The following is a 13,467-nucleotide window of genomic DNA, read 5'->3' as shown; positions in this document are numbered from 1 at the left end:
CCCAACAGCCCGCCCCTTTGCCATTTCGCGTTGGAGCGTCCAGCGCAAGCTGGTGCTGGCGTTCTGGCTGGTCAGCGTTATCCCGACCATGATCGCGGCCGAACTGGCGGCGACCACGTTGTCGCAGATTTTTGACAGCAACGTGCGCATCTGGCTGCAAGAGTCGACCAAGATCGTCAAGGACGAAATCGGCGACATCCTGCATGACAACGCGCGCATGGCCAAGCTGTTCCTGCGCTACACGGCTCCGCCGTTGAACAAACAAGCCGCCAAGCATGACCGGCTCACCGCCGATATTGCCGAGGCCACCGATATCGACGTGGTCTCGCTGATTCGTGTCAGTGACCACAAGATTGTGTTCAGCACGGCCCCTGACGATGTCGTCAAGCAGATCAACCTGACCAGCAACGCAGTGTTGCAAACCATCCAGGTGGCCGGCGTGACGACGGGCCTGGTGGTCTCAACGTTCGAAACCACCCAAGAGGGCGTCGACTACGTGCTGTTGGTGGCCACGTACCTGGACAGCAGCTTCCTCACCAGTGTGGCCGATGTGCATTCCCTCGACCTGCGCCTGTACCTGGCCAACCCTACGGGGTTTTCCGAGATATTCTCGACCCAGCGCTTTGAGAATCATCCGTCACGCATTCCCACGAATGTTGAAACGGCGATGCGCGCCACCAAGCAACCGAGCGAGCAGTTCACCAATAACTACAGCGGTTTGTACTGGCCGATCTTCAATGATGGCGGCGAACTGCAAGGCGTGATTTTCAGCGGCCTGTTGCGCCATACCAGCCTGGTGGGGCTGGTGAACCAGAGCAACCTGTTCGTGCTGATCTTCTTGCTGAGTTCGGCGTTGTCGCTGGGCGCCGGTGTCTTGGTGTCACGCCGCCTGACCAAACCGTTGCGCGATTTATCCCAGGGCGTGGACGCAGTGATCTCGGGCAATTACGAGCATCGCGTGCTGGTCAGCGGCGGCGATGAGCTGGCGCAACTGAGCAGCACCTTCAACCACATGACCGAACGCCTGGGCGAGTTGCACCACCTCGAGGCCCAGCTGCGCCGCCGCGACCGGCTGCATGCTTTGGGCGAAGTCGCCATGGGCCTGGCACACGAGATTCGCAACCCGCTGGGCATCATCAAGACCGCCACTCAACTGCTGCACCGTCGCGTCGACCTGCCGGACACCGACAAGCGCCACCTCGAATACGTTATCAGCGAAGTCAGCCGCATCAACGACCTGATCACCGAGTTTCTGGATTTCGCCAAGCCCAATCCGCCCCTGCGTGTGTTGCAGGCGGCGCGCCCGGTGGTGGAAGAGATCCTCGGCTTTTGCAGCCCGGAGCTGGCCACCCATAACATCGATGCGCACATCGATGACCAGGCGCCCGGCGCGACGATTTATGCCGATGCCAAGCAACTCAAGCAGGCATGCCTGAACCTGATCCTCAATGCCATTGATGCGATGCCCGAAGGCGGGCGCCTGACCTTGGGCATTCGCAGTGTGGACGGCAATACGGTGATCAGCATTGCTGACACCGGCCAAGGCATTCCGGCCGATATGATCGAGCGGATCTTCACGCCATTCGTCACCACCAAGGCCTCGGGCACGGGCCTGGGGCTGGCTAAAGTCTATTCGATCATGGAAAGTCATGACGGCAGCATCGAATGTGCCAGTGAGAAAGATGCCGGCGCCACCTTCAGCCTGTACATTCCGGCCCATGGTGAAGACGACGGTGACGATGAGGAAGTTCATGACGCATAACGTATTGGTAGTCGACGACGAGCCCAAGCTCTGCGACTTGCTGTCATCGGCCTTGAGCCAGAACGGCATCCAGGTATTTACCGCCGGCAATGGCCTGCACGCGCTCAAGGTGCTGGAGCAGGAAGACATCGACCTGGTGATCAGCGACTGGCGCATGCCAGGCATGGACGGGCCGGCGCTGTTGGCGGAGATAAAAGTGCGCTTTCCGGAGTTGCCGGTGATCGTGATGACCGCCTACAGCACGGTAAAAAACGCCGTGCAGTCGATGCGTAATGGCGCCTATGACTACATTGCCAAGCCGTTCGATATCGACGAGCTGGACATCACCGTGGCCAAGGCCCTGCAGTTTCGCGACATCATGCGCGACAACGCACGCCTGCGCGCCGAGCTGGATCACCATGCGCAGTTCGACAGCCTGGTGGGCGACAGCCCGGCGTTTCGCCAGGTGCTGCACGCGGTCGATTCGGTACGCGACAGCAACGCCACCATCCTGCTGACTGGCGAAAGCGGTACCGGCAAGGAAATGGTCGCCCGCGCGATTCACAAACATGGCAGCCGCGCCGACAAGCCGTTCGTGGCGGTCAACTGCGCGGCCATCCCCGAAGGCTTGCTGGAAAGCGAGATGTTTGGCCATCGCAAAGGCGCCTTTACCGGTGCCGTGGCCGATCGGGTAGGGCGCTTTATGCAGGCCGACCAGGGCACTTTGTTTCTGGATGAGGTGGGCGATATGCCGTTGGCGTTGCAGGCCAAGATATTGCGGGCCCTGCAGGAGCGCGTGATCGAGCCGGTGGGCGACTCGCGCGAGCGCAAGGTGGATGTGCGCGTGATCGCCGCCACCAACAAGAACCTGCTGGATGCGGTGGCCAATAAAGAATTTCGCGAAGACCTGTATTACCGCCTCAATGTATTCCCGATCCCGTTGCCGGCCTTGCGCGAGCGCGCCGAAGACATCGTGCCCCTGGCCCGGCACTTCGCCCAGACCCTGAGCGCTACCGCGGGCAAACGCATCACCGGCTTCAGCCCCGAGGCATTGCAGGCGATGGCGGCTTACCACTGGCCGGGCAATATTCGTGAGCTGCAGAACTGCGTGGAGCGGGCGACCATCGTGGCGGCTTCGCCGGTGATTGAAGACATTGACTTGCCGGCTTATCTGTTTGCGTCCAAACCTGCCGAGGACGGCGTTACGGCGCTGCTCGGTGACACACCGGGCGTGCCTGCCGACCTGGATGCGGCGCTGGCTGAGGTCGAGAAAACCTACATCATGGCGGCGTTGAACGAGAGCAACGGCGTGCAGGCTGCGGCAGCGGCGAAGATCGGGATTTCCGAGAGGAGTTTTTGGTATCGGCTGAAGAAGCTGGGGATTCAGGTCGAGAAGATCATCCGCTGATCTATCAGGCTCACCATGAACCCCAATGTGGGAGCTGGCTTGCCTGCGATAGCGGTATGTCTGTGCCAGATAAGTTGGCTGATACACCGCCATCGCAGGCAAGCCAGCTCCCACAGGTTTAACCGCGGTGTGTCAGGCGTGGACGCGTACCCACACTGTCACCAACACCGTCGCCGCCATCAACCATGCCACTGCCGCCACGGCGAGTGACGCCTCCAGGCGCATGCGGTCGACCATCACATACAGCGTCGCCAAATACACAAAATACGGAATGATCGACCACATCCCAAACAGGATGGTGGTCTTCAAGTCGTCCACCGAACGGCCCTTGCCGACGATGTAATGCGCGATCAGCGCGAAGGTCGGAAACAGCGGCACCAGCCCTGCGATATAGTAATTTCTGGTCTTGGCCAGCGCCGCCAGGATCAGCACCACCGCCGCGCCCAGGGCGGCTTTCAAGAGTAAGTCCATCAGTGGCTCAACCCGTATTTCTTGACCTTGTCGAACAGCGTGGTCTTGGCCATTCCGAGTTCCAGGCTCGCCTGGGTGAGGTTGCCGCCGCTGCGTTGCAGGGCGTCGTTAAGCAGGTTGCGCTCGAAGGCTTCCACCGCTTCGGTAAAGGCCAGGCCGTGGTTGCTGCTGCTGGCGCCGCTTTTCTTGAAGGCTGGCAAGCCCAGCGCAAAGCGCTCGGCGACGTTGCGCAGTTCACGCACGTTGCCTGGCCAGTCGTGGCTCATCAGGGTCGATACGGTCTGGTTGTCCAGCTCAGGCACACTGCGGTCAAAACGCAGTGACGATTGCTGCAGGAAGTGTTCGAACAGCTGCAGGATGTCTTCACGGCGCTCGCGTAACGGTGGCAATTCCAGGGTCACGACGTTGAGGCGGTAGTAAAGGTCGCTACGGAATTGGTTGGCGCGGCTCAGTTCATCCAGGTCGGATTTCGTCGCGGCAATGACTCGGCAATCCACCGCCACACTCTGGTTCGAGCCCAGGCGTTCCAACGTGCGTTCCTGCAACACACGCAGCAGTTTGATCTGCAGGTTGATCGGCATGCTTTCCACTTCGTCGAGGAACAGCGTGCCCTCATGGGCGTGTTCGATCTTGCCGATGCGCCGCTTGCCCGCGCCGGTAAAGGCGTTGGCTTCGTGGCCGAATATTTCGCTTTCGAACAGGTTCTCCGGCAGGCCACCGCAGTTCAGGGCAACGAATTGATGGTCGTGGCGTCGGCTGAAATCGTGCAAGCAACGCGCAACCAGTTCCTTGCCGGTGCCGGTTTCGCCTTCGATCAGCACGTTGGCCGAGGTATCAGCGACGTTGGCGATCAGTTCGCGCAGGTTTTGCATGGCGGGCGAGCGGCCGATGATGCGGCCTTCCAGCGAGTCGCGCTCGGCCAGTTGGCGGCGCAGCGACCAGACTTCCCGCGCCAGCCCACGTTGCTCAAGCGCACGGCGCGCCACATCGACCAGGCGCTCGGGGGAGAAGGGTTTTTCCATGAAGTCGTAGGCGCCGTTACGCATGGCACCGACTGCCATCGAAATATCCCCGTGGCCGGTGATCAGCACCACCGGCAGGCTTTTATCCAGGGCCTTGAGGCGGGTGAGCAGCTCCAGGCCATCGATGCCTGGCAGGCGAATATCGCTGATGACGATGCCTGCAAAGTTCTCACCGATGCGCTTGAGCGCTTCCTCGGCACTGCCCACACCCACGCTGTGAATGTCTTCCAGCGCCAAGGCTTGCTGGCAGCCGAGCAGCACATGGGGGTCGTCTTCGACGATCAGAACGGTGAGGTCTTTAGGATCGGTACTCATCATGTCGACTCAGCTTTTTGGGTGCCCACCAACGGCAGGCACAAGACGAAGGCAGTACCACCACTGGCCGGGTGTTCCACGGCGAGGTTGCCGCCGGTGGCCGCCGCCAGGCTGGCCGAAAGTGTCAGGCCCAGGCCCAGGCCTTGTTCGCCGGGTTTGGTGGTGAAGAACGGTTCGAATAAATGTTTGCGCGCTTCGGGGTCGATGCCGTGGCCATTGTCGCGCACTTGCAGGCGGTACTTGCCCTCGCTGCTGTGGCCGTCCAGCCATAGTTCGGGGGCCGGTTGTGCCTGCATGGCATCGAGCGCGTTGCCGATCAGGTTGACCAGGATCTGTTCCAGGCGGGTCTGGTCGATCTGCAATTGCGCGCTGACAAAGTCACGGTGCACGGTCAACGGCAAGCCGTCCAGGCGCGCGCCCAGCACCTGGAAGGCGGCGTCCACGGCTTTGCCCAGGTTGGCCTCGCCCTGATCATCGCCGCGCCGGGCAAACGAGCGCAGGCTGGCGGTGATGCGGCCCATGCGGTCGATCAACTCGTTGATGGTCTTGAGGTTGGCGCTGGCGGTGTCGAGGGCGCCACGCTCCAGGAAGCGCACGGTGTTACCCGACAGCGTGCGCAATGCCGCCAGCGGCTGGTTGAGTTCATGGGCAATGCTGGTGGACATCTGGCCGATGGCCGCCAGCTTGCCGGCCTGCACCAGTTCATCCTGGGCGCGGCGCAGGGTTTCTTCGGCCTGGCGGCGTTCGCGGATCTGGCCCTTGAGCCGTTCGTTACTGGCGCGCAGGTCGGCGGTGCGTTCGGCAATTCGCCGTTCCAGCTGGCTGTTGGCTTCCTGCAAGGCTTCGCGCGCAGCGAGGCGGGTGGCGATGACTTTGCGCCGCTCGTTCCAGGCAATCAGCAGGAACGCGACCAGGCCAAATGCGACCGCCACCAGAATGCCCTGATTGATCGCGGCGCGACGCAGGTCGTTAAGTGGAGTCAGCAGGGTGAAGTTCCACGGCGTGTCGCTGAGCGGGCGGGTCTGGGCCAGGTAGCTGACTTCGCGCTCGTCGTTGACCACTTCGCTGTTGGCCGGAAAGGTGAGTTTCTCGGTGCCTTCGTTGAGACGCTCGCGGGCCAACGGCTCCAGCTCGTTCAATGTCGCCCAGTAATATTGCAGGCTGTGGGCCAGGCGTTCCTTGGTGTCATCGCTCAGCGGGCGCACGGCCTTGAGACGCCGGGCCGGGTCGCTGGAGAGGATGATGATGCCGTTCTCATCGCTCACAAAGGCTTCGAGACGCGCGCGCTGCCAGCGTTCTTCGAGTGCTTCAAGGCGCACTTTGACCACGGCCACGCCGATGATCTTGCCGTGCTCTTCGAGGCCGTGCGCCAGGTAGTAACCGGGTTCGCCGTTGGTGCTGCCAATGCCATAGAAACGGCCGGGCTGGCCGCGCACGGCGTTTTGGAAATAGGCACGGAAGGACAGGTCTTCACCCTGGTAACTGTCGGCATCGCGCCAGTTACTGGTGGCCAGCACGCGGCCGGTGGTGTCCATCACGTAGATGGCCCGGCTACGACTGCGTCGGTTCAGGCCTTCGAGGTAATCGTTGACCGTTTGCCGGGTTTCCTGGCTGGGGTCGGCCAGCAGCTTGGAGACGCTGGATTCCAGCTCCAACAGGCTGGGCAGGTAGGTGTATTTGCTCAGTTCGCTTTCGACGGTACGGGCATGCAGCTCCAACTGGCGTTCGCCGTTGTCGCTGAGGGTGCGGATGCCATAGTACTCACTGACCCAGAAGCCGATGTAACCCAAGCCGATCATCAGGGCGATGATCAACGGCGGCAGGAACAGTTGGCGAATCAGACGAGGTTTCACGGCAAGTGATGGCGGTGCGGCGCGAAATTGGTTGGGGTCGCATTTCATCACAGATGCCTTGGGTCAACCAGCGCTGTCAGCCCTGTTGCGAACCCGGTTGTGTGGGCAATTTGATTATGTGGGAGCCGGGCTTGCCCGCGATGCAGGCGCCTCGGTGTATCAGTTGCACCGAGGTGATGCTATCGCAGGCAAGCCAGCGCCCACACAAGCCGTCTTCCACACAAGCCCGGTTCCCACAGGGAGAACAGTGCTGCTTTTTAGTGCTGCAGGATTTTCTCAAGGAAGTGCTGCGCGCGTTCGGAGCGGGCGCTGATATCGCCGAAGAACTCCTCTTTCGGGCAGTCTTCGATGATCTTGCCGGCGTCCATGAAGATCACGCGGTCGGCCACTTTGCGCGCGAAGCCCATTTCGTGGGTCACGCACATCATGGTCATGCCTTCGTGGGCCAGTTGCACCATCACGTCGAGCACTTCGTTAACCATCTCCGGGTCGAGCGCGGAGGTCGGTTCGTCGAACAGCATGACGATCGGGTCCATGGCCAGGGCGCGGGCAATGGCCACACGTTGTTGCTGGCCGCCGGAGAGCTGGCCCGGGTGCTTGTGGGCGTGCGCCGACAGGCCCACACGGTCAAGCAGCTGCAGGCCCTTCTTGGTGGCTTCTTCCTTGCTGCGGCCCAGCACTTTGATCTGTGCGATGGTCAGGTTTTCGGTGATGGTCAGGTGCGGGAACAGCTCGAAGTGCTGGAACACCATGCCCACGCGCGAGCGCAGTTTGGGCAGGTTGGTCTTCGGGTCGGCAATGGAGGTGCCGTCGACCACGATGTCGCCCTTCTGGAACGGTTCCAGCGCGTTGACGCACTTGATCAGGGTGGATTTGCCCGAACCCGATGGGCCGCACACCACGATCACTTCGCCTTTTTTGACATCAGTGCTGCAATCGGTCAGCACCTGGAAGTCGCCATACCACTTGTTGATGTTCTTGATAGAGATCATACGGCAAACCTTTTTTGCAGACGCTTGACCAGCAGCGAGGCGGAAAAGCTGATGATGAAGTAGACGACACCGGCGAAGATCAGGAACTCATTGGAGCGGCCGATGATGTCGCCGTTGGAGCGGGCGGAGTTGAGGAAGTCCACCAGGCCCACGGTGTAGACCAGCGAGGTGTCCTGGAACAGGATGATCGACTGTTGCAGCAGCAACGGGGTCATCTTGCGGAAAGCCTGGGGCAGGATGATCAGACGCATGGTCTGGCCATAGGTCATGCCCATTGCCTGGGCTGCGCCCATCTGGCCCTTGGGGATCGACTGCACGCCGGCCCGCACGATTTCACAGAAGTACGCAGCTTCGAACATCATGAAGGCCACGACGCAGGAAGTGAACGCGCCGATCGGGGTGTCTTCGCCGGTGATCCAGCGCAGCACGAACGGCACCGCCAGGTAGAACCAGGTGATCACCAGCAGCAGCGGGATCGAGCGGAAGTAATTCACGTAGGCGCCGGCCAGGCGCGACAGCAGTTTGCTGGACGACAGGCGCATCAGCGCCAGGACCGTACCCAGTGCGATGCCGCCGACCACGCCCATGACCATCAACTGCAAGGTCATGACCATGCCGTTCCACAGGCCCGGAATGGCGGGGATGATACCGCTGAAATCGAAGTCCATTATTTACCCCCCACGGAGATCAGGCCGGGCACCGCGACTTTCTTCTCGATCACGCGCATCAGCAACATCAGGCTCATGTTCAAGGTGAAGTAGATCAACGTAGCCAGGGTGAAGGCTTCAAACAGGTTGGCCGAAAACTCGGCTGTCTGTTTGGTTTGCGCCAGCAGTTCCATCAAGCCGATCAAGGACGCCACGGAGGAGTTCTTGAACACGTTGAGGAATTCGGAGGTAAGCGGCGGAATGATGATGCGGTAGGCCTGGGGCAGCAGCACGTTCCAGTAGATCTGTGGCAGCTTGAAGCCCATGGCACGCGCCGCAGCTTCCTGGCCACGTGGCAGCGCCTGGATGCCGGTACGCACTTGTTCGCACACACGGGCGGCGGTGAACAGGCCCAGGCACACGACAACGCTCAGGTAGGCCGAGGTGGTCGGGTTGAGGTCCTGTTTGTACCAGTCCTGCAGGTTCTGCGGCAGCATATCGGGCACCAGGAAGTACCAGATAAACAGCTGCACCAGCAGCGGCACGTTACGAAACAGCTCCACGTAGCAGGTCGCGATGCCCGCTACGATGCGGTTTGGCACGGTGCGCATGACCCCCAGAATGGAGCCAAGCAACAAGGCGATAATCCATGCCACGACAGCGATGGCGATGGTCCAGCCCAAGCCGGCGATGTACCAGTCGAGATAAGTCTCGCTGCCAACGCCGGTGGACTTGAAGAACACGCCCCAGTCCCAGTTGTAATTCATTAGGGTCTCCCCTCGAGATCGATCGATGTACAAGCACCCGCTTGGGGAAGATCCTTTCCCGCCTGACGGTGAACGCCAGGCACACGCGATCGGCTCGAAAACCGCCAGGTCGAGTGTTCCACATTAATGCCAGCAGGTAGTAACAGACGCCTGAGGGAGGGTTGGCTCCCTCAGGACATAAGCTTAGTCAGGTATCAGATTTTTACGTCAGGGGCTGGCTTGTCGCTTGGATTGGCGATCAGCTCCTTAACCTTTTCGCTCATCGGGAAGTTCAGGTTCAGGCCTTTTGGTGGGATCGGGCTCTCGAACCACTTGCTGTAGATCTTGTTGATCTCGCCGGATTTGTACAGGGCGACGATGGCGTCATCCACGGCTTTCTTGAAGGCCGGGTCGTCTTTACGCACCATGCACGCGTAGGCTTCGAAGGACTGTGGAGTACCGGTGATGACCCAGTCGTCCGGCTTCTTGGCCTTGGCTTCTTCGCCGGCCAGCAGGGCGTCGTCCATCATGAACGCAACGGCACGGCCGCTTTCGAGCATCTGGAAGGATTCGCCGTGGTCTTTGGCCGAGATAACGTTCATGCCCATCTGCTTGTCGGCGTTCATCGCTTTGATGATGCGCTCGGACGTGGTGCCAGCGGTGGTCACGACGTTTTTGCCTTTCAGGTCGGCAAAGTCAGCGTAGGACGGCTTGCCATCCTTGTCCTTCTTGACCAGCAGACGGGTGCCGATTTCGAAGATGTTGACGGTGAAATCAACTTGCTGGGCGCGTTCGGCGTTGTTGGTGGTGGAGCCGCACTCAAGGTCCGCAGTGCCGTTCTGGATCAGCGGGATACGAGTCTGCGAAGTCACCAGGTTGTATTTGGCCTTCAGGTCGGGCTTGTTCAGGTCTTTTTTCAGGGCTTCAACCACAGCCAACTGAACGTCGTGGGAGTAGCCCACGGGTTTGCCCGAGCCATCCGCGATGTAGGAAAACGGAATGGAGCTGTCGCGGTGAGCGAGGGTGATGGTGCCGGAGTCGTTGATTTTCTTCAGTGTGCCGGTGAGTTCGGCGGCGAAAACTGGAGTGCTGATCAGAGCAGCAGCGATAGCTGCGCCCAGGATATGGGGAACGATGCGCATCAATACTTCCTCGACATTTGTTTTTTTTATGAAGCCGGCTAAGCGACTCTCTTTGTACTGCGAATGCCCATGACGGCTCCTAAGGCGCCTCAGGCAATCGTCAGGGAGTGTAGAGCATGAGTCGTGCCATACCAGAAATAAAAGGTTATTTGATTGATTTATAAGGAGATTAAGTTTGTGTTACGAGGGATTTGTAACGGTTTGGTCCGGCAAACCGAATGGGGTGGGGTGTGGCGTTCGGAAAACCGAATGGTCAGCAAGGTATTCCGAGCCAGGCTTGTTGTGGGAGTTGGCTTGCCCGCGATGCCTGCACCTCGGTCTTTGATTGAACCGAGGTGATGCAATCGCAGGCACCGGCGGCCTATCCGGTGCTGCTGGGCTCGGCCTTCAGCGTGATTCGCGACATGGGCCTGCGCTATGCCAGGACACACCCTATAAAAAAGCCCCTGGACCTTGCGGTACAGGGGCTTCTCGTCACTGCCTGCGATCAGGCTGCTTCAATCTTCGCGCGGTTTTGCTCGACCTTGGAGAGGTAGCGCTGCACGTTTTCCTGCTCTTGCGGTGTGGTGAACAAGCCCAGCTTGGTCCGGCGCCACAGCACGTCCTGCGGTTGCGTCACCCATTCTTCGGCGCACAGGTAATCGACTTCGCGGGTGTACAGGCCGCCACCCAGGTGTTCGCCCAAGTCAGCAAGCGATTGCACGCCTTCGAGCAAGCGCCAGGTACGGCTGCCGTACGTGGTGGACCAACGGCGTGCGATCTCGCTTGGCACCCAGTCAAACTTGGTGCGAATCGCTTCGGCCAAGGCTTCTGGCGTAGTCATGTTCTCGCCGCCCGGCAGGCTCGCCGTGGCGGTCCAGCTTGGGCGCATCTGCGTGAAAAACGGCGCCAGTTGCGCCATCGCCGACTCGGCCAGCTTGCGGTAGGTGGTCAACTTGCCGCCGAACACCGACAGGATCGGCGCTTCACCGTTACCGCCAGACAGCGACAGGGTGTAGTCGCGCGTAATGGCCGAGGGGTTGTCCGATTCGTCGTTGCACAGTGGGCGCACGCCGGAGTAGGTGTGCACGATGTCGTCGCGGCTCAGCTGCTTTTTGAAGTGCGCGTTGACCACGTTGAGCATGTAGTCGGTTTCACCTTCGGTAATCGCAACCTTCGCCGGGTCACCGGTGTACTCACGGTCGGTGGTGCCGATGATGGTCAGGTGGTTCAGGTACGGAATAGTGAAGACGATGCGCTGATCTTCGTTCTGCAGAATGTGCGCGTGCGCACCTTCGTAGAGTTTCGGCACGATCAAGTGGCTGCCCTGGATCAGGCGGATGCCGTAAGGCGAGTCCAGCTTCAGGTCTTCCTTGATGAACTTGGCGACCCACGGGCCGGCGGCATTCACCAAGGCGCGGGCGCGGATCGAGAACAGGCTGCCATCGGCGCGCTCCATGTTCATTTCCCACATGCCGTTACTGCGGTGTGCGCTGATGCAACGGGTCTGGGTGTGGATATGCGCGCCTTTTTCACGGGCGGCCATGGCATTGAGCACCACCAGGCGGGCGTCATCGACCCAGCAGTCGGAGTATTCGAAGCCTTTGGTGATTTCGCTTTTCAGCGGGCTGTCGGGGCCGAACTTCAGGCTCTTGGAACCGGCGAGTTTTTCGCGCTTGCCCAAGTGGTCGTACAGGAACAGGCCAGCGCGGATCATCCAAGCCGGGCGCAGGTGCGGGCGGTGCGGCAAGACAAAGCGCATCTGCTTGACGATGTGCGGGGCCTTGGCCAGCAGCACCTCACGTTCGGCCAGAGCCTCGCGCACCAGGCGGAATTCGTAATGTTCGAGGTAGCGCAGGCCGCCGTGGATCAGCTTGCTGCTGGCGGAAGATGTGTGGCTGGCCAAGTCGTCCTTTTCGCAAAGGAATACCGACAAACCGCGCCCGGCTGCGTCTGCTGCAATGCCGACGCCATTGATTCCGCCGCCAATTACGGCAACGTCATAGACTTCGGCAAGCGGTGGAGCAGGCAAGGTGGAAGGGTTCATCGGCTGGCCTCGCGATCTTTTCGTCTTGGAATTCGAACATTAATGTTCATTTGCGAAAATGGTAGCTGATAAACGCGCGCACAGCCACCCGACTTCGATTGAAAAAACTCATCGAAGGGCTGAAAAGGGAAGAATTGTGAACATGAGCCAAGGAAAGGCTCGAGAGAGGGGGGTTGGATATATCGCCATCGCGGGCAAGCCCGGCTCCCACAGTTGATCGTGTACCTGCATGAGAATGCGGTCAACTGTGGGAGCGGGCTTGCCCGCGATGGCGCCAGTCCAGGCGCTAAACCACTTCCAGCCTGACTTTGTGCTGGTTCAACAACTGCACCAACGCCGGCACCGGCTGCTGGTCGGTCACCAGACAGTCCACCAGACTGATCGGCCCCAAGCGAATCATGGCATTGCGCCCGAATTTACTTGAGTCGGCCGCCAGGATCACCTGGCGTGCATTGGCGATGATCGCCTGGGAAACCCTGACTTCCTGATAGTCAAAGTCCAGCAGGCTGCCGTCTTCATCAATGCCACTGATGCCGACCAACGCAAAGTCGACCTTGAACTGGTTGATAAAGTCGACACTCGCCTGGCCCACCACACCGCCGTCACGGCGCACGTTGCCGCCGGTCAACAGCACATCGAAGTCGTCCTTGGCACTGAGCATGGTGGCAACGTTGAGGTTGTTGGTGATGATTTTCAGGTGGTTGTGATTAAGCAGCGCACGCGCGATGGATTCGGTGGTGGTGCCGATATTGATGAACAGCGAGGCGTGATCAGGGATTTGCGCGGCAATGGCTTCGCCGATGCGTTGTTTCTCATCGCGCATCTGGTCGGCACGCATGGCGTACGCGGTGTTCTCGACACTGGAGTCATAGGCCGCGCCGCCGTGGTAGCGGCGCAGCAGGTTGGCGTCCGCCAGTTGGTTGATATCGCGGCGGATGGTTTGCGGGGTGACAACGAATAGCTGCGCCATCTCCTCGATACTGACGTAGCCGCGTTCGCGCACCAGTTCGAGAATTTGTTGTTGGCGGGGAGGCAGATTCATGGGGCGTCCTTTGGGCTGCCATACAAAAGTGGCCCATGATGCCGCAGCAATCGACTCCCCGC

Annotated in this window: 11 protein-coding genes; 2 read left to right on the top strand and 9 right to left on the bottom strand. The window is 60.3% G+C overall.

Features of this window, described 5'->3' with window-relative positions:
• Nucleotides 1-1,762 (top strand): sensor histidine kinase (locus GIW28_RS24395; RefSeq protein WP_236490422.1); only part of this gene is annotated, 1,762 nt, incomplete at its 5' end.
• Nucleotides 1,752-3,149, top strand: coding sequence for a sigma-54-dependent transcriptional regulator (locus GIW28_RS24390; RefSeq protein ID WP_017137025.1), 1,398 nt, complete (start codon nucleotides 1,752-1,754; stop codon nucleotides 3,147-3,149). The genes GIW28_RS24395 and GIW28_RS24390, both read left to right, overlap by 11 nt.
• Before the next feature lie 132 nt (nucleotides 3,150-3,281).
• Here GIW28_RS24390 and GIW28_RS24385 read toward each other — a convergent pair whose 3' ends face one another.
• The 9 genes from GIW28_RS24385 to GIW28_RS24345 form a co-directional block, all read right to left on the bottom strand.
• The gene (locus GIW28_RS24385) at nucleotides 3,282-3,620 is read right to left on the bottom strand and encodes a GlpM family protein (protein WP_017137026.1); all 339 of its coding nucleotides are present in this window, start codon (nucleotides 3,618-3,620) and stop codon (nucleotides 3,282-3,284) included.
• Complete coding sequence (locus GIW28_RS24380; RefSeq protein WP_017137027.1) at nucleotides 3,620-4,957, bottom strand: sigma-54-dependent transcriptional regulator; 1,338 nt, start codon at nucleotides 4,955-4,957, stop codon at nucleotides 3,620-3,622. The genes GIW28_RS24385 and GIW28_RS24380 overlap by 1 nt, the downstream gene beginning before the upstream one ends.
• On the bottom strand, nucleotides 4,957-6,858 hold the full coding sequence (locus tag GIW28_RS24375; protein ID WP_099548513.1) for a sensor histidine kinase: 1,902 nt from the start codon (nucleotides 6,856-6,858) through the stop codon (nucleotides 4,957-4,959). The genes GIW28_RS24380 and GIW28_RS24375 overlap by 1 nt, the downstream gene beginning before the upstream one ends.
• Before the next feature lie 209 nt (nucleotides 6,859-7,067).
• Nucleotides 7,068-7,802, bottom strand: a complete 735-nt coding sequence (locus GIW28_RS24370; RefSeq protein WP_017137029.1) for an amino acid ABC transporter ATP-binding protein — start codon at nucleotides 7,800-7,802, stop codon at nucleotides 7,068-7,070.
• Nucleotides 7,799-8,470: an amino acid ABC transporter permease gene (locus GIW28_RS24365; protein WP_017137030.1), complete on the bottom strand. Its 672-nt coding sequence runs from the start codon at nucleotides 8,468-8,470 to the stop codon at nucleotides 7,799-7,801. The genes GIW28_RS24370 and GIW28_RS24365 overlap by 4 nt, the downstream gene beginning before the upstream one ends.
• Nucleotides 8,470-9,216 carry an amino acid ABC transporter permease gene (locus GIW28_RS24360; protein ID WP_099548514.1) on the bottom strand — a complete coding sequence of 249 codons (747 nt, stop codon included), beginning with the start codon at nucleotides 9,214-9,216 and terminating at the stop codon, nucleotides 8,470-8,472. Before GIW28_RS24360 ends, GIW28_RS24365 begins: the two co-directional genes overlap by 1 nt.
• A gap of 194 nt (nucleotides 9,217-9,410) precedes the next feature.
• Complete coding sequence (locus tag GIW28_RS24355) at nucleotides 9,411-10,337, bottom strand: glutamate/aspartate ABC transporter substrate-binding protein (RefSeq protein WP_058421600.1); 927 nt, start codon at nucleotides 10,335-10,337, stop codon at nucleotides 9,411-9,413.
• Nucleotides 10,338-10,824: 487 nt separating this feature from the next.
• Complete coding sequence (glpD, locus tag GIW28_RS24350; RefSeq protein WP_236446712.1) at nucleotides 10,825-12,363, bottom strand: glycerol-3-phosphate dehydrogenase; 1,539 nt, start codon at nucleotides 12,361-12,363, stop codon at nucleotides 10,825-10,827.
• Between the two features lie 286 nt (nucleotides 12,364-12,649).
• Nucleotides 12,650-13,405, bottom strand: a complete 756-nt coding sequence (locus GIW28_RS24345) for a DeoR/GlpR family transcriptional regulator (RefSeq protein WP_010212755.1) — start codon at nucleotides 13,403-13,405, stop codon at nucleotides 12,650-12,652.
• Between the last annotated feature and the right edge of the window lie 62 nt (nucleotides 13,406-13,467).

The organism is Pseudomonas sp. PA-5-4B, assembly GCF_021606215.1.
Taxonomy (GTDB): Bacteria; Pseudomonadota; Gammaproteobacteria; order Pseudomonadales; family Pseudomonadaceae; genus Aquipseudomonas; species Aquipseudomonas edaphica.
This window is presented reverse-complemented; position numbering and strand designations above follow the sequence as displayed.